This window comes from Amycolatopsis sp. NPDC051102 (genome assembly GCF_040682815.1).
Lineage (GTDB): Bacteria > Actinomycetota > Actinomycetes > Mycobacteriales > Pseudonocardiaceae > Amycolatopsis.
Map to the genome: position 1 here is coordinate 313,409 of NZ_JBFBBT010000010.1, position 18,369 is coordinate 331,777.

Here is an 18,369-nt window from a genome sequence, read left to right on the forward strand (position 1 = left end):
TGGATCTGGGATCGGGCCAAAGGGACCTCTAACGTACTGCCCATGACAGTGCTTCACGACCGTCCGGAAACCCGGCGGGCCGGTCGGCTCCTCGCGGCCGCCCAGCTGGCCGGCTCGCTCGGCGACGGCGCGTTCCTGACCTGCTCGGTGCTGTTCTTCACGCGGATCGCCGGGCTGACCCCGGCCCAGGTCGGGTTCGGGCTCACGCTCGGCTGGGCGGCCGGCTCGGTCGCGGGCGTGCCGCTCGGCAGGCTCGCCGACCGTCACGGCACCCGCGGCTCGGCGGTGCTGCTGGCCCTGGCGACGGGCGCGTCGATCCTCGCGTTCCTGTTCGTGCGGTCCCCGTTGCTGTTCGTCCTCGCCGCGTCCCTCTACGGCAGCTGCCAGACCGGGCTGGCCGCCGTCCGCCAGGCGTTGCTGGCCGACCTCGCCGACCCGGAACGGCGGACGCGCATCCGGGCCCACCTGCAGTCGGCGGGCAACGCCGGGCTGGCGATCGGCGCCGGCTTGGGCGGCCTCGCGTTGTCGGCCGACACGGCTTCGGCGTACCTGACGGTCTTCGTGCTCGACGCGGCGATGTTCGTGGCGACGGCGGCCCTGCTGCGCGCGCTGCCGGCACTGCCCCGGACGTCCTCACCGCGCACCGGGCCACCGAAGCCGGCAGTGCTGCGCGACCGGCCGTACGCGCTGGTGACGTTGCTCAACGCGATCCTGTTGCTGCGCATGCCGTTGCTGAGCGTCGCGATTCCATTGTGGATCGTCGAGCGCACGGCGGCGCCGGGCTGGACGGTGTCGGCGCTGTTCGTGCTCAACACGCTGGTGGTGGTGCTGCTGCAGGTCCGCGTCGCGGGCCGGCTGACGACCCTCGGCTCGGCGGCGCGGATGGTGCGCCGGTCGGGGGTCCTGCTGCTGGCCTCGTGCGTGGCTTTCGCGTCGTCGGCGCTGGGGACGTCGCCCTCGGTGGCGTTCGGGGTGCTGGTGGTGGGGGCGCTGGTGCAGGTGGTGGGCGAGATGCTGCAGTCGGCGGGCAGCTGGGAGATCGGCTTCGCCCTGGCGCCGGCGGACAAGCAGGGCGAGTACCAGGGCTTCTTCGGCAGCGGGATTTCGGTGGCCCGCGCGGTGGGTCCGCTGCTGCTGAGCACGGTGGTCGTCGGCTGGGGTCTGCCGGGCTGGCTGCTGCTGGGCGCGGTGTTCCTGGCGGCGGGCTGGGCGATGGGCCCGGCGGTCCGCTGGGCGGCCGCCACCCGCCCGGCTACTCGCTGACCTTGGCCGCCGGGGCTTGGTGCACCGAGAGGTCCTGGCCGGCCGCCGAGTCGGCGGTCCAGGCGCCCGACTCGGCCGTCCAGGTCTGGCCCGCGAAGCTCACCTTGTCCACGCCCAGTGCTTCCGCGCGAGCCACCAGCCAGGTCGCGTACGTCCAGCCCTGGGCCGCCGGGTGTGCTCCGCTCAAGCTCGCGGTGCCCAGCTCCTCCGTGGCCGCTCCGGCCAGGTCGCCGGGTGCGGCCAAGGTCAGGTTGCGGCAGGTCAGGGCGGCCGGGAACTGGCCGTTGAACGCCGCCGCCAGCGCCCGGGACTGCGGCTCCCACTGGGCGTAGGCGTCCGGGACGCCCGATCGCTGGACCGCCTGGGCCGCCTCGGTGATCGGCAGGGTGTCCCAGTTCGCCAGCTTCTCGAGCTTTTGGTAGAACTCTGTCGCCGCATAGACCGGGTCGCGCAGCTGCGCCACCGTGCCCCAGCCCTGGCTCGGCCGCTGCTGGAACAGCCCGACCGAGTCGCGGTCACCGCCTTCGAGGTTGCGCAGCTTCGACTCCTGCAACGCGGTGGCGAGCGCCACCGTGGCCGCGTGCGCGGGCAGGCCCAGTTTGGTCCCCACGGCCGAGATCGTCGCCGCGTTGTTCATCTGCTCCGGGGTGAACGTGTACGCGGAGGCGTTCTCACCCGGCAGCGCCACCGTGCACCCCGGCGTCCGGACCTGGCTGCGCGTCAGCACCACCACCACGATGATCCCCGCGGTCAGCACGACGACCGCCCCCAGGACCATGGCCACCTTCAGGCCACATCCACGCACACTGCCTCCCCGTCACCCGTTCGCACCAGTCTGCCCAATGGGAGGACGCGGCGCGCCCGGCGGGGTTCAGTGATCGGGACCGAGGAAGATCGGGTTGGACATCGCCACCATCGCGTTCGGCACCGTCGTGTTCGGACCGCCGGACGGGCGGCGGACCTCGACGCGCACCCACCGGCTGTACCGCGGGTAGGTCGTCCACGTGACGGTGGCCGCCCCCGAGTCGCCGATGGTCTCGGTGTGCTCGGGGCCGAGCTGGTCGAGGAACGTGACCGTGGTGCCCGGCACCCCGGCGACGGCGGCCTTGACGGTCACCGGCGTCCCGGTGCCCGCGGCGAGCCGCTCGCCGATGCCCGCGACCGCGCCGCCACCGGCCACCGTGAAGTCCAGCCGGACCGACGCCGATTCGGCCAGCCACGAGCGTCCCGCCTTCAGGCCGGCCAGCAGTTCCCGGCGGCGCAGGCGGTCGGCGAGCACGACGGTGTGCGGCAGGGCGACGCGCTGGTCCGGGTTGTGCGCGTCGGAGTCGCCGATCGCCGGAATGAACCGGCCGCCGCGCAGCAGGCCGTCCCAGTGGATGACGCTCGCCTCGTCGTCCTGGGTCCACGGGCCGTTCCACACCTCGACCAGGTCGGCGAGCTCGTAGGCGAATTCGTAGGTGCAGCCGAAGCAGTTGGCGAACGGGTGCGCCGCGGTGACCAGGCCGCCGGCGCGGTGCACCTGGTCGGCGAACCGCCGGAAGTCGCGCGGGTCGGCCGCGCGGTAGCGCCAGTCGATCCAGGTGCCGGCGGGCAGGCCGATCGCCGGCCAGTGGCCGGAGCGGGTCGTCACCTCTTCGCCGTTGAGGATGAGCAGGTCGTCGGTGGCGTGCGCCCCCCACTGCAGCTGCGAGCTGGAGGTGTTGTGGTCGGTGGAGACGATGAAGTCGAGCCCGGCGGCGCGGGCGTCGGCGACCAGCTGCTCCGGCGTCCGGCGGCCGTCGGAGTGGACGGTGTGCAGGTGGCTGTCACCGCGGTACCAGGCGCGGCCCTTGTCCCGCGCCGGAGCGGTTTCCGGCGCGGGGTCCGGCTTGAAGGGCGGGCCGTCCGGGCCGAAGGTGAGGGTGATGTCCACGCGGTAGTTCAAGCCCTGCGGCGCCACGGTGTACGGGCCGAGGATGACGTGCCACCGGCCGGGCCTGATCGGGCCGGCGAGGTAGCCGGGCGTCGCCTCGGACGCGCTGATCGAGAACCGGTCGCGGAAGCCGCCCGACCAGCCGCGGAAGCCGCGCGCGTTGCCCAGCTCGTGCCCTTCGGGCCCGAAGATGCCGATGTCGCAGGCGTTCCCGCGGGTACCGGCGGGCACGGCCGGCCGGTCGTAGGAGTACACGACGTCGATCTGCCGGACGCCCCGCGGGACGTCGACGGGCAGGTAGTACCAGTCGGGCACGTCCGGTTTCAGGGTGCCGGTCACGGTCCGGGTCTGGCTGCCGTCCGGCTGAGCGGCGAACGCGACACCGGGCAGCATCCCCGCGGCCGCGGCCACCCCACCGGCACGCAGCAGCGTCCGCCGGCTGAAGTCCCCAGAGTTCATGCCTACCTCCGGCTCCCGACGCTAGGCGGCCCACGCGAACGCGGACAAGAACCGGCGGTGAACTTTCGGCGGAACCCGGTCAGGACCGCTTGGCGAGGATTTTCGCGAGCGCCACCACGGTGACGGCGGCGACCAGCCCCAGCCGCGCGACATCGGCGGCGGGCACCCAGGTCACGGAGCCGTCCCGCACGACGAACGCCCCGGCGGGCCGGGCGAGCACCCCGAACCCGGCGCCCTCCCGCACGGGCAGCGCCCCGGAGTCACCCGCACCGCCACCACCGCCCCCGAAAACGGTCGCGGCGGGGATGACGACGACCCCGTCGCGGTCCACCGGTTCGCCGTAGACCAGCCTGGCGGAGAAGACCTCCCGCACGGCCGATGCCAACTGCCCGAGCTTCATCCGGCCAGCATGGCGGCGCACCGGCGCCGGGCGCGCCTCATGGGTGGCGGACAACCCCGCGCGGCCCGGTTTTGTCGGTGGTGTCCGGTAAAGTGGAAAACGGGGGGCGCCCCCGGGGCCCGTGCACGCGAGCGGGCGAAGTCTGCGGGCACGACCGCCGCGGCAACAAGCCCGATGCCACCGGATCCGGCGAGCCGAACCATCCACTGTGGACGATCGGCGGGACTCCACGACAAGCCGGCCCCTTGCTGAAACCGCACGTCGTGCCGTCTGGTTCGCGCACCCGGTTCCGGCCCGCGCCGCGTCGGTCAGTCGATGCCTTCGACGATGCGGAAGTCGCGCCGGAAGCCGTCGGGGAGGGCCGCCAGCGCCTTCTTGTAGGCCTCGCTCTCGTAGGCCGCGACCGCCTGTTCGAAGCTGTCGAACTCGATCAGCACGACGCGTTCGGTGATTCCGGCTTCGTGGGCGACGACCCGGCCGCCGCCACGGGCCAGGACCCGCCCGCCCCCGGCCCGGACGGCCGGGCCGGCCAGCTGGTTGTAGGCAGTCAGCGTCTCCGGGTCGGAGATGGCGGGGTAGACACTGACCCAGTAGCCCTTGGCCATGGAGACCTCCTCGAATCACCCGCGACGTTCGCGACGAGATGCATAAGACTTTAATATAGATACTCTATGCTTCGGTCATGACCCGGCCAGGCGCCCCTCGTGACGCTTCCACCGCGATCGGGTCGGCCCTCTACGGGCTGGCCACCAGGGCGGTGAGACGCCTTCCGCGCGACATGAGCATCACGTCCGCCACCACCCTGGCCACCCTGCACAGGTCCGGCCCGCGCCGCATCACCGACCTGGCCGCGATCGAGGGCGTCACCCAGCCCGCGATGACCACTCTGGTCCGGGCGTTGGAGGAGGCCGGGCTGGTCGAACGGAAAGGCGACGCGTCCGACAGGCGGGTCACGCTGGTGTGCCTGACCGAGGCCGGCGCGTCGTACGTCCGGACGCGGCACCAGGCCGGCGTCGACGGGTTCGCCCGGCTGATCGGCGAACTCGCCGACGACGAGGTCGAGGCCCTGGTGGCGGCGCTTCCGGCGCTGGCGCACCTGGCAGAGCTCGAAAGCCAGGACCGGGAAGGGCCGAAGCGGTGACGCCCTGATCGTGGCGCCGGTTTGCCCGATCGGGTGTAAACCCGCCGTATCCGGGGCATCTGTCAGGACCACCTGTGTTCCGAGGGGAGCACGCTGTACCGAGGGGAGACCGCGATGACCTTCGACTTCGTCAGCCGCTGGCTGGGCAGGCATCGCGACCGCCCCGGCGTCACCGTCGACCTGTCCTGCGGGGGCCGCGTGACGCTGCGCGAGATCGACGGACGGCCCGTGCTGGCCGTCACCACCGCGCCCGGGCCCGACGGCCGGTGCGAGGTCGCCGCCGTCCCGTTGTCCGATGCCGAACGCCGCGAGCTCGGGCAGGTGCTGGAGTCCGACGTCCTGCTCGCCTCCTGATCGCCCGCCCGTCACCCCCTGTTCGCCTGGTGTAGGGGTTTTGTGGCAGACCTCGCGTGAAAGCCGGTCCGGGACGTGTGGTGCCGGTCGCTTTTTGTCGGGTCTCCACAACTCAGCCGCCCCGGCATGCGCCATGGCGGACATTGGTCTCCCCCGCGGTCATCCACCAGGGTGTAGACAGGTGCGGGCGACGTTCCAGGACAGGTACGTCGCCTTCTGCGCGTGCGTACTTGGGAGGCTCAGCCGGTGTTCAGTCGTGTCGCCATCGTCAACCGCGGAGAGGCCGCGATGCGGCTCATCCACGCCGTCCGGGATCTGTCGGCGGAAACCGGGACGCGGATCGAGACGGTCGCCCTCTACACCGACGCCGATCGCACCGCCACGTTCGTCCGCGAGGCCGACCTGGCCTACGACCTGGGCCCGGCCGCGGCCCGCCCGTACCTCGACCTGGCCAAGCTCGAGAAGGCGCTGGTCGAGACGAAGGCCGACGCCGCCTGGGTCGGCTGGGGCTTCGTCGCCGAGGACCCGGCCTTCGCCGAGCTGTGCGAGAAGATCGGCATCACCTTCGTCGGGCCCAGCGCCGACGCGATGCGCAAGCTCGGCGACAAGATCGGCGCGAAGCTGATCGCCGAAGAGGTCGGCGTGCCGGTCGCGCCGTGGAGCCGCGGCGAGGTCGCCACCCTCGAGGACGCGCTGAAGGCCGGTGAGCAGATCGGCTACCCGCTGATGCTGAAGGCGACCGCGGGCGGCGGCGGGCGCGGCATCCGCAAGGTGTCCTCGGCCGACGAGCTGGCCGACGCCTACGAGCGCACCAGCCAGGAAGCGCTGCGGGCCTTCGGTTCCGGCGTCGTGTTCCTGGAGCGCCTGGTCACCGGCGCCCGGCACGTCGAGGTCCAGGTCATCTCCGACGGCGCGACGGCGTGGGCGCTCGGCGTCCGCGACTGCTCGGTGCAGCGGCGCAACCAGAAGATCATCGAAGAGTCGGCGTCGCCGGTCCTCTCGCCCCCGCAGACGGCCGAGCTGAAGGCGTCGGCGGAGCGGCTCGCCGTCGCCGTCGGCTACCGCGGCGCGTGCACCGTCGAGTTCCTGTACCACCCGGGCGAAAAGCTGTTCGCCTTCCTCGAGGTCAACACGCGGCTGCAGGTCGAGCACCCGATCACCGAGATCACCACCGGCACCGACCTGGTCAAGCTGCAGCTGCACGTGGCGGACGGCGGCAAGCTGGAAGGCGACCAGCCCGCCGAGAGCGGTCACGCCGTCGAGGCGCGCCTGAACGCCGAGGACCCCGACCGCGACTTCGCCCCCTCCCCCGGCCGCATCGCGCGGCTCGCCCTGCCCGCCGGCCCCGGCATCCGCGTCGACACCGGCGTCAGCGAGGGCGACACCATCCCGGCCGACTTCGACTCGATGATCGCCAAGATCATCGCCTACGGCCGCGACCGCGACGAGGCCCTCGGCCGCCTGCGCCGCGCGATGGCCGAGACCACGGTGATCATCGAGGGCGGCGCGACCAACAAGAGCTTCGTGCTCGACCTGCTCGACCAGCCCGAGGTGATCGACGCCAGCGCCGACACCGGCTGGATCGACCGCGTCCGCGCCGAAGGCCGCCTGGTCACCCACCGGCACTCCGCGATCGCGCTCGCCGCGGCCGCCATCGAGGCCTACCAGGACGAAGAAGAGGTTTCCGTCCAGCGGCTGCTGTCCACCGCGCACGGCGGGCGCCCGCAGGTGCAGCACGAGAGCCGCCCGCTCGACCTCAAGCTCCGGGGCATCGGCTACCGCGTCTCCGTGGCCCGGGCCGGCCGCACCCGCTTCCGCGTCGGGATCTCGGCCGGCGCGTCCGACGTCCACCACGCCGACATCGAGATCGACCGCTTCGACGCCCACAGCGGCCGGATCGTCGTCAACGGGCGGGGTTTCCGGCTCATCTCGGCCACCCACGGCCCGATCCACCTGGTCGAGGTCGACGGCGTCACCCACCGCATCAGCCGCGACGAGGGCGGCGTCGTCCGCTCCCCCGCGCCCGCCCTGGTCGTCGCGACGCCGCTGGCCGTCGGCGACGAGGTCGAGGCGAACGCGCCGATCCTCGTGCTGGAAAGCATGAAGATGGAGACGGTGCTGCGCGCGCCGTTCCGCGCCCGCGTCCGCGAGTGCCCGGTGTCGGTCGGCAGCCAGGTCGAGACGGGCGCGCCGCTGATGCGCCTGGAGCCCCTCGCCGACGACGACGCCGAGGAAGCCGCCGACACCGGCGAAACCGTCGAGATCGAGCTGCCGTCGGTCCCGGACGGCGTGTCCGCGGCCGACCGCGTCGAACGCGGCCGCCAGGACCTGCGCAGCCTGCTGCTCGGCTTCGACGTCGACCCGGCCGAGCGCAAGCGCGTCCTGGCCGCGTACCTGGAAGCCCGCGCCGAGCTCGGCGGCCGGCCGGTCGAGGGCGAGCTGGAGCTGCTCACCGTCTTCGCCGACCTGTCCGAGCTGAGCCGCAACACCCCGGGCGGCGAGGACACCGTGCCGAACGGCGCGGTGCACAGCCCGCGCGAGTTCTTCCACAGCTACCTGCAGAGCCTCGACGTCGAACGCGCCGGCGTCTCCGAAGGGTTCCAGGCGAAGCTGAAGCGCGTCCTCGCGCACTACGGCGTCGCCGACCTCGAGCGCACGCCGGAGCTGGAGGCCGCGGTCTTCCGGATCTTCCTGGCCCAGCAGCGGATGACGGCCGACGTCGCCGTCGTCTCCGAGCTGCTGCGGCAGTGGCTGGCCGGGGCGCCGCCGGCCGAGCCGCTGGGCGAACGCGCCGGGCTCGCGCTGGAGCACCTGGTCGAGGCCACGCAGGTGCGGTTCCCGGTGGTGTCCGACCTGGCCCGCGGTGTGGTCTTCCGCTGGTTCGCCCAGCCGCTGCTGCGCCGCAGCCGTGCCCGCGTCTACGCCGCCGTCCGCACCGAGCTGACCTACCTCGACCAGCACCCGGACGCACCGGACCGCGCGGAGCGGATCCAGGCCATGATCACCGGCTCGCAGCCCCTGGTGCGGCTGATCGGGCAGCGGATCGGCCGCCCGGGCCGCGATCACGCGCCGCTGCTGGAGGTCCTGACCCGCCGGTACTACGGCAACCGCCGGCTGTCCGGAGTCGCCGTGCGCGACACCGGCGGCCACCGGTGGCTGACCGCCGAGCTGAACGCCCCCGACGGGGTGCTGCCGCTGGTCACCACCGCCGTCGACATCGCCGAGCTGCCCGGCGCCCTGCGCGCGCTCGGCGAGGTGGCCACCGAAGGCGTGGTCGCCGACCTGTACCTGCGCTGGGAGGACCAGCCGGACGTCGACGCGGCCGCGGAGCGGCTCGGCGCGCTGCTGACCGAGCACCCGCTCCCCTCCGGCGTCCGCCGGGTCGTGGTCACCGTGGCCGGCACCGGCGGCGCGGTGATGCACCACCACTTCACCTTCGAGCGCGAAGGTGACGGCTTCACCGAGGACAGGCTGATCCGCGGCCTGCACCCGCAGATCGCGCAGCGCCTGCAGCTGCAGCGGCTGCGCGAGTTCGACCTCACCCGGCTGCCGTCGGCGGACGAGGAGATCTACCTGTTCAAGGCCGCGGCGAAGACCAACCCGGCCGACGAGCGGCTGATCGCGATGGGCCAGGTCCGCGACCTGACGCCGCTGCGCGAGGCCGACGGGCGGCTGGTCGCCCTGCCCGCGCTCGAGGACGCGGTCACCGCCTGCCTCGACGCGATCCGCAACATCCAGGCGCAGCGGCCGCCGAACAAGCGGTTCGACACGAACCGGATCATGATGTACGTCTGGCCGCCGACCGACCTGACCACCGAGGAGCTCAACCAGCTCGTCCAGCGCATCCTGCCGACGTCGGTGGGCGCCGGGCTGGAGGAGGTCCAGTTCCTGGCGCGGCGCCGGACGGACTCGGGCAAGCTGACCGAACTGGCCGTCCGGATCGCCCTCGACGCCGGGCACGGCGCGCGGCTGCACGTCGAGGCGCCGTCGGACGAGCCGGTGAAGCCTCTCGACGACTACCGCCTGAAGGTGCTGCGCGCGGCGCGGCGCGGGACCGTCTACCCGTACGAGATCACCGGCCTGCTCTCCGGCCCGGAGGGCACCTTCACCGAGCACGACCTGGATGGGTCGGGTGCCCTGGTTCCGGTGGATCGGCCGAAGGGCAAGAACACCGCGGCGATCATCGCCGGCGTCGTCACGACCCCGACCGAGCGGCACCCCGAGGGCGTCACCCGTGTCGTGCTGCTCGGCGACCCGACGAAGTCGCTCGGTGCGCTGTCGGAGCCGGAGTGCTCGCGCGTGATCGCGGCGCTCGACCTGGCCGAGCGGATGCAGGTGCCGCTGGAGTGGTTCGCGCTGTCCTCGGGCGCGCGGATCTCGATGTCCTCGGGCACCGAGAACATGGACTGGGTCGCCGCGGCGCTGAAGCGGATCGTCACGTTCACCCAGGACGGCGGCGAGATCAACATCGTGGTCAACGGCATCAACGTCGGCGCCCAGCCGTACTGGAACGCCGAAGCCACGATGCTCATGCGCACCAAGGGCGTCCTGATCATGACGCCGGACTCGGCGATGGTGCTCACCGGCAAGCAGGCGCTCGACTTCTCCGGTGGCGTGTCGGCCGAGGACAACTTCGGCATCGGCGGCTACGACCGCGTGATGGGCCCGAACGGCCAGGCGCAGTACTGGGCGCCGAACCTGCCGGCCGCGCGGGAAGTGCTGATGGCGCACTACGACCACACGTACGTGGTGCCGGGTGAGGCCGGGCCGCGGAAGGTGGGCACGAGCGACCCGGTCGACCGGGACGTCTCGCCGTTCCCGCACGCGATCGTCGGCAGCGACTTCACGACGGTCGGCCAGATCTTCTCGGCCGAGCACAACCCGGACCGCAAGAAGCCGTTCGACATCCGCACGGTGATGCGCGCGCTGTCCGACCAGGACCACCCGGTGCTGGAGCGCTGGGCGGGCATGGCCGACGCGGAGACGTCCGCGGTGCAGGACGTGCACATCGGCGGCCGCCCGGTCTGCCTGATCGGCATCGAGTCGCGGTCGGTCCCCCGCCGCGGCTTCCCGCCCACCGACGGCCCGGACACCTACACCGCGGGCACGCTGTTCCCGCGGTCGTCGAAGAAGACGGCGCGGGCGATCAACGCGGCGTCGGGCAACCGGCCGCTGGTGGTGCTGGCGAACCTGTCCGGCTTCGACGGCTCGCCGGAGTCGCTGCGCAAGCTGCAGCTGGAGTACGGCGCGGAGATCGGCCGGGCGATCGTCAACTTCGAGGGCCCCATCGTGTTCTGCGTGATTTCGCGGTACCACGGCGGCGCGTTCGTGGTGTTCTCCAAGGCGCTGAACCCGAACATGACGGTGCTGGCGCTGGAGGGTTCGTTCGCCTCGGTGCTGGGCGGCGCCCCGGCGGCGGCGGTGGTGTTCGCGGGCGAGGTCAACAACCGCACGGCGAACGACCCGCGCGTGACGGAGCTGCAGGCCCAGGTGGCGGCGGCGAGCGGCGCGGCACGCGCCTCGCTGAGCGCCCAGCTGGCGGAGGTCCAGTCGGCGGTCCGCGCGGAGAAGGTCAGCGAAGTGGCGGCGGAGTTCGACCGCGTGCACAGCATCCAGCGCGCGGTCGAGGTCGGCTCGGTGGACGCGATCATCTCGGCGGCCGAGCTGCGGCCGCGGATCATCGAGGCCATCGAACACGGCCTGAAGAAGTAGCGAGCCGCACGAGAAGGGCGGCACTTTCACGTGAAAGTGCCGCCCTTCGGCCTTCCGGCGACTCGCGACTTTCGGGGGTATGACCCCTTTGTGCCGTACCGACACACTGTGCGTGCCGGTACGGTGACCACGGGTTCCGACCGGACCTCCATCCGTGCGGCGTGAGGAGATCCCCCGATGGCGTCAAGGTCCCTGTCCCGGCTCGCCCTCGTGGCGAGCGGGGTCCTGCTCAGCTCCCTGCTCGGCGGCACCGCCGGCGCGCAGGCCGCCGACACGCCGGTGTTCTGGCGCGTCCCGGCCACCGCCGCCCAAGCGCAGGCGCTGGCCGCGGCCGGCTTCGACGTCGAAGAGGGGGACGCCGGCACCGTCAACGTCGTCGGTGGCCAGGCCGTCGCCGGGAAGCTGCGGGCGCTCGGCTTCCGGCCGTCGTTCTTCGACACCGTCTACAAGGACCTGCCCGCCGAGACGAACAGGCTGGCGGCGGACACCTTCTACGGCGGGTACCGGACCGTCACCGCGCACGAGAACCACCTGACGCAGGTCGCCGCCGCGCACCCCGATCTGGCCACGAAGTACACGATCGGGCAGTCCTGGAAGAAGGCCAAGGGCCAAGGCGGCCACGACATCCAGGCCATCTGCCTGACGAAGAAGCAGGCCGGCGACTGCACGCTGTCGGCGACGTCGCCGAAGCCGAAGTTCTTCCTGATGGCCCAGATCCACGCGCGCGAGCTGTCGACCGGCGAGCTCGCGTGGCGCTTCATCGACTACCTCGCCGACGGCTACGCCACCGACGCGACCGCGAAGTCCATCATGGACACCACCGAGGTGTGGGTGGTGCCGATCGCCAACCCGGACGGCGTCGACATCGTCGCCTCGGGCGGCAACTCGCCGAAGCTGCAGCGCAAGAACGCGAACAACTCCCGCGGCGGCTGCACCGGCACGAACATCGGCGTCGACCTCAACCGGAACTCGACGTTCAAGTGGGGCGGCGACTCGAACTCCGCGTGCTCCGAGACCTACCAGGGCGTGGGCGCCGGGTCCGAGCCCGAGGTGCAGGCGCTGGAGAAGCTGGCCCGCGCGATCTTCCCGGACCAGCGCGGCACCGGCGACAACGACCCGGCGCCGGCGACGGCCAAGGGCACGATGATCACGCTGCACAGCTACGGCAACGACATCATCATCCCGTGGGGCTTCACCCAGGCCACCGCGCCGAACGACGCGCAGTACCGCCGGCTGGGCGCGAAGTACGCGGCGTCCAACGGCTACCTCGTCGGCACGAACGAGGAGACCGTCGGCTACGACACGACCGGCACCACCGACGACTTCACCTACGGCGAACTCGGCGTCGCCAGCGTGACGTTCGAGGTCGGCGGTTCGAGCGGCACGTGCGGCGGCTTCCTGCCGCGCTACACCTGCGTCGACAGCACGTTCTGGCCGAAGAACAAGGGCGCGCTGGTGACCGCCGCCAAGGCCGCGGCGGCGCCGTACCAGCAGTGAGTCACGGCCGGCAGACGTAGATGCAGTTCTGCGGACGCGGGGAATCCAGCACGTCGACGTGCCGGAACCCCGCGTCCGCCAGCATTTGCCGCGCCTTTTCCCGGCCCCACATCGCACCGAGCGCGGCCCCGCCCTCGGCCAGCGACGTCGTCGTGCAGTACATCAGGCTGATCGAGTAGGTGAGGGCGGCCAGCGGGTTGCCGACGTTCGCCGCGACATCGCTGGAGAAGTCGGTGTCCACCATGAAGAACAGGCCGTCCGGCGCGAGGGCGCCCCGGACCCGCCGCAGCACGACGTCTGGCCGGTCCTGGTCGTGGACGGCGTCGAACGCGGTGATGACGTCGTAGGGCGGATCGGCGCTCAGCTCGGCGGCGTCCCCGACGGCGAACCCGGCGTTCGGCAGGTCGATGCCCCGCGCCTGCTCGACGACGTTCGGGTTGATGTCCAGCCCGGTGAACCGCGAGGCGGGAAACGCCCGCGCGGCCACGGCGATCGCGTTCCCGGTACCGCAGCCGAGGTCGAGCACCCGGGCACCGGCGGTGAGCCGGTCCGTGAGGCCGGGGACCGCGCCGAAGAAGCCGTCCACCAGGTGCTCGCGGTAGATGTGCTTCCAGCTGTCGCCGGGTTTCGCGCCGAGGGTTTCGAGGTAGGGCCCGTAGGCCGACCTGGGCACGCCGCCGCCTTCGGCGAAGGCGCGTTCGAGGTCGGGGAGGATGCCGGTGAAGGCGGACAGCGTGAGCAGCGACGACATCATGTTCGATGCCGTCTCGCCGAGCAGGAACCGCGCGTGCTCCGGCGGGAAGGTGTAGTGCGGCTCGGCGTAGGTGAAGATCCCGCCGGTGACCATGGCCCCGAGCCACTCGCGGACATAGCGCTCCTGGAGCCCGGCCCGCTCGGCGAGTTCGGCGCTGGTGGCCCGGCCGCGGGCGGCGGCCTCGAACAGCCCGGTGCGGTGCCCCACGCCGATCAGCATGGTGAGCGCGCTGCCGGTCATGGTCGCGGTCAGGTGGGCGGCGAAGTCCTCGGCCTCCATGGGGTGGAGCTTACCCGCCGGCCGGACCGTCCGATGTGGACGGTCCGGCCGGCGGGCCTCAGGCGTCCTCGTCCTCCAGGCCCGCGTCGGCGAGCACCGCGTACACCCGGCGGCGCGCGTCGGCGAGGATCTTCTTCACCTCCGCCACCTGGGCTTCCGTCCCGCTGTGGCCCACCTGGGCCGCCGCGCCCGAGAGCTCGCCCAGTGCGTGCCACAGCGCCGCGAACCGGTCGGCGCCCGGCTCTTCCTCCGGTTCCTCCCACAGGGCCGCGAACTCCTCCTCGCGGCCGGCGACGTGCGCGCGGCCCGCGTCGGTCAGCTCGGCGACGCGGCGGCCCGCCGACTCGACCGTGTGGACCAGGCCCTCGTCCTCCAGCTGCTGCAGGATCGGGTACACCGAGCCCGGACTGGGGCGCCACCGGTCGTGGGTGCGGCGCCGGATCTCCTGCATCAGCTGGTAGCCGTGCCGGGGCTCCTCCGCCAGCAGCGCCAGCACGGCCGGACGCACCGGGCGGGCCGGCGGCCGGCCGCCGCGGAACTCGCGCACCCGCTGGAACGGTCCCGGCCCGCCGAACCAGCCGCCGGGGCCGCCGAACGAGCCCGGGCCGCCCGGGAACCCGGGGAAGCCCGGTGGCTGCGGCGGGTGCGGTGGTGGCGGCGGGAACCCACCGGGCGGCCCGCCGCGGGCCAGCTCGGGGCCGCCGTGCCACTCCTCGTGCCCCGGCACGGCGTGCTCCGGCCGGCCGTGGTGAGGGTGGTGGTGCCCGAACCCGCCGAAGATCCGGTCCGCTCCCGTCTGCATGTCCATGACGACCTCCCAGTCGTATCGGCGACATTCACACGATATATCGCCGCTCGATCGGCGGCAAGGTGTCAGCCCGCGCCGGACTTCACCGCCAGGGTCAGCAGCTCCGCCGCCGGCCCCGTCAGGCGCCGTCCCCCCGGCCACACCGCCCGCAGCACCCGGCCCAGCTCCACGCCGTCCACCGGCACCGGGACCAGCCGCCGCCCCGCGACCTCGCGGACGACGTCGAGGTCGCTGATCACCGCCGGCCCGGCACCCGCCGTCACCGCGTTGCGCACCGCCGACGCCGAGCCCAGCTCCAGCAACGGCCGCACCGGACCCGCACCGGCCCGGCGCAGGGCCGCCTCCACCGTCTCGCGGGTGCCCGACCCCGGCTCGCGCACCACCAGCGGCGTCGCGGCCAGCTCGGCGGCGGTCAGCGGGCGGCGGCGCCGGGCCCAGGGGTGCCCGGCCGGGACCACGACGACGAGCCGGTCCGTCGCCACCCGGCGCGTCGACAGGCCCGGCCACGGCCCCGGCGACTCGACGAAGCCCAGGTCCACGCGGCCGCGCGCGACCAGCTCGGCCACCTGCTCGGAGTTCACCACCTCGAGCCCGACGTAGGTGTCCGGCCCCGTCCGCTTGACCTCGCCGATCCACGCAGGGACGAAGTGCTCGGCGAGCGTCATGCTCGCGGCCACCCGCAGCTGCGCACCGCGCTGGGTGCGCAGCGCCTCCGCACCGGTGCGCAGACCGTCCACTTCGGCCAGCACGCGGTGGGCCCAGCCGGCGATCACCCGGCCGTCCGGTGTCAGGGCCGAGCCGCGGCGCGTCCGGTCCACCAGGGACAGTCCCAGCTGGCGTTCCAAAGTAGACAGACGTTTGCTCGCCGACGGCTGGGCGATGCCGAGCGCCCCGGCGGCCTGGCCGATGCTGCCGAGGTCGTCGACGAGCACCAGCAGGCGCAGCGAATCCAGATCGGGTCCGGTCATAGCTTCAGTCTATGACCTCACCTCGCACTGACGGCTACCGCGCGTGCCCGCGAGCGGCGACGCTTCGGGTATGGCACTGACGACGGCGAAAACCTCCGGCCTCGCGATCATCGGGCTCGGCGTCGCCGCGGCGTACGCGCTCAGCTCGGCCTGGCCGGTGGTCGGCGCCCTCACCGTCGCGGTCGTGCTGGGCGTCGTCCTCGGCAGCACGCCCGTCCTGACCGGCGAGCACCGCCAGGCCGTCGCCCGCCTCACGAAACGTCTGTTGCGCGCGGGCGTCGTCCTGCTCGGGCTGCAGCTCGCCGTGCCCACGGTGCTCGCGCTCGGCCCCGGCACGCTCGCCGCCGTGGTGCTGACCGTCGCGGTCACCTTCCTCGGCACCCTCGGCCTCGCCCGGCTCGTCCGGGTGCCGCGCAGCCTCGCCCTGCTGGTCGCCACCGGGTTCTCGATCTGCGGCGCGTCCGCGATCGCCGCCGTGGAGGGCGTGGTCGACCGCGACGACGAGGACGTGGCGACCGCCGTCGCGCTCGTCACCTGCTACGGCAGCTTCGCCTTGGCCGTCCTCCCCCTCCTCGCCCGCGCCCTCGGCCTCGACGCGACCCGGACCGGCAGCTGGGCGGGGATCTCGGTGCACGAGGTCGCCCAGGTCGTCGCGGCGGCCGGGCCGGCGGGCGCCGCCGCGGTCGGGATCGCCGTCGTGGTGAAGCTCAGCCGGGTCGTCCTGCTCGCCCCGGTGGTCGCGCTCGTCGGCGCCGCCGAACGCACCCGCCGCGAGGGACACGCGCCGCTCGTGCCGCTGTTCGTCCTCGGTTTCCTCGCGATGGTCGCCGTCCGCAGCACCGGGCTCGTCCCCGCGATCGTGCTCGACGGCGCGAAGACCGTGTCGACGCTCCTGCTCGCGGGGGCGCTGTTCGGCCTCGGCTGCGCCGTCCGGCTCGGCTCGTTGCTGCGCGGCGGCGGGCGGGCACTGCTCCTGGGGTTCCTCTCCACGCTGCTGGTGCTGGCGACCGGGTTCGGCACCCTGACCGCGTTCACCTGAAATTCGCCTGCCGGACACGTATAGTTCGTTATACGCGAGGTTGTACACCTCTTGTACGGGCCGCGTCGACGCTGTCGCCGAGACGTAGAAGAAACCCGTAGGGAGCCCGTACCGTGAAGATCACCCGACTCGCCCGCGGCCTGCTCGCCGGGCTGCTGGGGTGCGCCGCCGTCGCCGTCCCGGCCGCCATCGGCACCGCGACCGCCCAGGCCGACGTGGCCAGCACACTGGTGTTCACCAAGAACACCGAGGGCCACGACTGCTACCGCATCCCGACCATCGTCAAGGCGAACAACGGCGACCTGCTCGCCTTCGCCGAAGGCCGCAACGGCGGCGCCTCGTTCTGCAACGACCTCGGCAAGATCGACCTCGTGATGAAGCGTTCGACCGACGGTGGCAAGACGTGGGGTGCGCTGAACACCGTCATCGAGGCCTTCGGCGACGTGAAGGGCAACCCGGCGCCGATCGTCGTCCCGGGCAGCAACCGGATCGTGCTGCTGTCGACGATGCAGTGCTTCACGAACCCGTCGTGCGGCCGGGTCCCGCGCGTGTCCATCAGCGAGGACAACGGGAAGACGTGGGCGGCGCCGAAGGTGCTGACCACGGAGCTCGGCTTCGCGAGCGCTCCCGGCTGGCTCGCGACCGGCCCGTCGCACGGGATCGTGCTGAGCCGCGGCGCGCACGCCGGCCGGCTCGTCGCCGGGGTGAGCTACACCGTCGGCGGCAAGAACACCGGTGCGCTGGTCTACAGCGACGACAAGGGCACCACCTGGCACCGCGGCGCGACCGACACGTCCACTTCGGACCTGATGAACCCGCAGGAGATCAGCGTCACCGAGCTGCAGGACGGCCGGGTGTACGCCGCCGCGCGCAACGACGCCAACGATGACGACAAGTGCCTGTCCGACGGCACCCACAACCGGGCCTTCGCGATCAGCTCCGACGGCGGCGCGACGTTCAGCTCGAAGTTCGCCTTCGCCACCGACCTGGTCACCCCGGTCGTCGAAGGCTCGACGGCGCGGATGAGCGCCACCGACGCGGGCGGCAAGTACAACCGCATCGTGTTCGCCGCGCCGTCGGTCTGCGACCGGCGCAAGGAACTGCGGATCCACTCGTCGTTCGACGAGGGTGCCAACTGGACCGGCACCGCGGGCAGCCTGCTCGTCTGGGGCCAGGACGCGGCGTACTCCGACATGGTCCAGCTGTCGCAGGCTTCGGTCGGCGTGCTGTTCGAGGCGGGCCCGGAGTTCCACGCGAACGACACGATCCGGTTCGCGTCGGTCGGTGACGCCGCGCTCGGCGCGCCGGCCTGCGGTGGCGGCTACGGCGTCATCGACTCGGCTCCGCTCGGCACCGGCGGCGCGGCCGGCACGGTGTACCTGTCGTACAACGCGGCCAACGGCCGGAACTGCGTCAGCACCATGAAGAACGCCGCCGCCGGGTCGGCCACCGCGACCTCGGCCTACCTGGAGGTCAAGGGTTCGGCGCGGCAGACGGATTCGGGAGCGTTCTCCTACTTCGCCGGCCCGGTCGAGGCCGCGGCGGCGGACAAGTGCGTGAAGTGGGGCGGCTCGGCCGGCGGCCAGGCCTACGACAGCGAGTTCGAGCACTGCGGCTGAACCGCGAGGGTGGGACCCGCCCTCTGGCCGGGTCCCACCCCTCCCGCGGGGGGGGCCGCCCCCCCCCCCCCCGCGGCCGGGGGGGGGTCAACAACCCGGGCACGCGGGCCGCGCACCCGCCCCGGCGGGCGCGGGCGGGGCGGGCCGTCCATTGCCACCGT

The 18,369-nt window shown here is 72.9% G+C and carries 14 protein-coding genes; 7 read left to right on the forward strand and 7 right to left on the reverse strand.

What is annotated here, in order from left to right; all coding sequences use genetic code 11:
- Positions 1–42: 42 nt before the first annotated feature.
- Positions 43–1,263: an MFS transporter gene (locus AB0M93_RS27750; protein WP_364277972.1), complete on the forward strand. Its 1,221-nt coding sequence runs from the start codon at positions 43–45 to the stop codon at positions 1,261–1,263.
- Here the strand turns inward: AB0M93_RS27750 and AB0M93_RS27755 are convergent.
- From AB0M93_RS27755 to AB0M93_RS27770, 4 genes are all read right to left on the reverse strand, one after another.
- The gene (locus AB0M93_RS27755; protein ID WP_364277975.1) at positions 1,253–2,041 is read right to left on the reverse strand and encodes a hypothetical protein; all 789 of its coding nucleotides are present in this window, start codon (positions 2,039–2,041) and stop codon (positions 1,253–1,255) included. The two genes, AB0M93_RS27750 and AB0M93_RS27755, sit on opposite strands and share 11 nt — an antisense overlap.
- Positions 2,042–2,134: 93 nt before the next feature.
- Positions 2,135–3,637: a CehA/McbA family metallohydrolase gene (locus AB0M93_RS27760; protein WP_364277978.1), complete on the reverse strand. Its 1,503-nt coding sequence runs from the start codon at positions 3,635–3,637 to the stop codon at positions 2,135–2,137.
- A 79-nt stretch (positions 3,638–3,716) separates the two neighbouring features.
- Positions 3,717–4,037: a hypothetical protein gene (locus AB0M93_RS27765; protein WP_364277981.1), complete on the reverse strand. Its 321-nt coding sequence runs from the start codon at positions 4,035–4,037 to the stop codon at positions 3,717–3,719.
- A gap of 308 nt (positions 4,038–4,345) precedes the next feature.
- The gene (locus AB0M93_RS27770) at positions 4,346–4,642 is read right to left on the reverse strand and encodes a DUF1330 domain-containing protein (protein ID WP_364277984.1); all 297 of its coding nucleotides are present in this window, start codon (positions 4,640–4,642) and stop codon (positions 4,346–4,348) included.
- Between the two features lie 77 nt (positions 4,643–4,719).
- On the opposite strand from AB0M93_RS27770, the gene AB0M93_RS27775 reads away from it, so the two are divergent.
- The 4 genes from AB0M93_RS27775 to AB0M93_RS27790 all read left to right on the forward strand — a co-directional run bounded on the left by AB0M93_RS27775 (position 4,720) and on the right by AB0M93_RS27790 (position 12,741).
- The gene (locus tag AB0M93_RS27775; protein ID WP_364277987.1) at positions 4,720–5,178 is read left to right on the forward strand and encodes a MarR family transcriptional regulator; all 459 of its coding nucleotides are present in this window, start codon (positions 4,720–4,722) and stop codon (positions 5,176–5,178) included.
- A 114-nt stretch (positions 5,179–5,292) separates the two neighbouring features.
- Positions 5,293–5,532, forward strand: a complete 240-nt coding sequence (locus AB0M93_RS27780) for a hypothetical protein (protein WP_364277990.1) — start codon at positions 5,293–5,295, stop codon at positions 5,530–5,532.
- Between the two features lie 246 nt (positions 5,533–5,778).
- Positions 5,779–11,244, forward strand: coding sequence for a biotin carboxylase N-terminal domain-containing protein (locus tag AB0M93_RS27785; RefSeq protein ID WP_364277993.1), 5,466 nt, complete (start codon positions 5,779–5,781; stop codon positions 11,242–11,244).
- Positions 11,245–11,421: 177 nt separating this feature from the next.
- Positions 11,422–12,741 (forward strand): M14 family zinc carboxypeptidase, encoded by a 1,320-nt coding sequence (locus AB0M93_RS27790; protein WP_364277996.1) that lies wholly within the window; start codon positions 11,422–11,424, stop codon positions 12,739–12,741.
- Position 12,742: 1 nt separating this feature from the next.
- Here AB0M93_RS27790 and AB0M93_RS27795 read toward each other — a convergent pair whose 3' ends face one another.
- The 3 genes from AB0M93_RS27795 to AB0M93_RS27805 form a co-directional block, all read right to left on the reverse strand.
- Positions 12,743–13,774: a methyltransferase domain-containing protein gene (locus tag AB0M93_RS27795; RefSeq protein WP_364277999.1), complete on the reverse strand. Its 1,032-nt coding sequence runs from the start codon at positions 13,772–13,774 to the stop codon at positions 12,743–12,745.
- Positions 13,775–13,832: 58 nt separating this feature from the next.
- Positions 13,833–14,582, reverse strand: coding sequence for a PadR family transcriptional regulator (locus AB0M93_RS27800; protein ID WP_364278002.1), 750 nt, complete (start codon positions 14,580–14,582; stop codon positions 13,833–13,835).
- Between the two features lie 65 nt (positions 14,583–14,647).
- Positions 14,648–15,550, reverse strand: a complete 903-nt coding sequence (locus AB0M93_RS27805) for a LysR family transcriptional regulator (protein ID WP_364278005.1) — start codon at positions 15,548–15,550, stop codon at positions 14,648–14,650.
- Positions 15,551–15,620: 70 nt separating this feature from the next.
- Here AB0M93_RS27805 and AB0M93_RS27810 point away from each other — a divergent pair, with 70 nt between their 5' ends.
- Positions 15,621–16,589: a putative sulfate exporter family transporter gene (locus AB0M93_RS27810; RefSeq protein WP_364278008.1), complete on the forward strand. Its 969-nt coding sequence runs from the start codon at positions 15,621–15,623 to the stop codon at positions 16,587–16,589.
- Positions 16,590–16,702: 113 nt separating this feature from the next.
- A complete protein-coding gene (locus AB0M93_RS27815; protein ID WP_364278011.1) occupies positions 16,703–18,208 on the forward strand; it encodes a sialidase family protein in 1,506 nt (501 codons plus the stop codon).
- Positions 18,209–18,369: the final 161 nt, after the last annotated feature.

What these genes read in the sequence shown, in the direction of transcription:
- AB0M93_RS27750 (WP_364277972.1), top strand. Translation starts at nt 43, where the DNA reads ATGACAGTGCTTCACGACCGTCCGGAAACCCGGCGGGCCGGTCGGCTC.
- AB0M93_RS27755 (WP_364277975.1), bottom strand. Translation starts at nt 2,041, where the DNA reads ATGGTCCTGGGGGCGGTCGTCGTGCTGACCGCGGGGATCATCGTGGTG.
- AB0M93_RS27760 (WP_364277978.1), bottom strand. Translation starts at nt 3,637, where the DNA reads ATGAACTCTGGGGACTTCAGCCGGCGGACGCTGCTGCGTGCCGGTGGG.
- AB0M93_RS27765 (WP_364277981.1), bottom strand. Translation starts at nt 4,037, where the DNA reads ATGAAGCTCGGGCAGTTGGCATCGGCCGTGCGGGAGGTCTTCTCCGCC.
- AB0M93_RS27770 (WP_364277984.1), bottom strand. Translation starts at nt 4,642, where the DNA reads ATGGCCAAGGGCTACTGGGTCAGTGTCTACCCCGCCATCTCCGACCCG.
- AB0M93_RS27775 (WP_364277987.1), top strand. Translation starts at nt 4,720, where the DNA reads ATGACCCGGCCAGGCGCCCCTCGTGACGCTTCCACCGCGATCGGGTCG.
- AB0M93_RS27780 (WP_364277990.1), top strand. Translation starts at nt 5,293, where the DNA reads ATGACCTTCGACTTCGTCAGCCGCTGGCTGGGCAGGCATCGCGACCGC.
- AB0M93_RS27790 (WP_364277996.1), top strand. Translation starts at nt 11,422, where the DNA reads ATGGCGTCAAGGTCCCTGTCCCGGCTCGCCCTCGTGGCGAGCGGGGTC.
- AB0M93_RS27795 (WP_364277999.1), bottom strand. Translation starts at nt 13,774, where the DNA reads ATGGAGGCCGAGGACTTCGCCGCCCACCTGACCGCGACCATGACCGGC.
- AB0M93_RS27800 (WP_364278002.1), bottom strand. Translation starts at nt 14,582, where the DNA reads ATGGACATGCAGACGGGAGCGGACCGGATCTTCGGCGGGTTCGGGCAC.
- AB0M93_RS27805 (WP_364278005.1), bottom strand. Translation starts at nt 15,550, where the DNA reads ATGACCGGACCCGATCTGGATTCGCTGCGCCTGCTGGTGCTCGTCGAC.
- AB0M93_RS27810 (WP_364278008.1), top strand. Translation starts at nt 15,621, where the DNA reads ATGGCACTGACGACGGCGAAAACCTCCGGCCTCGCGATCATCGGGCTC.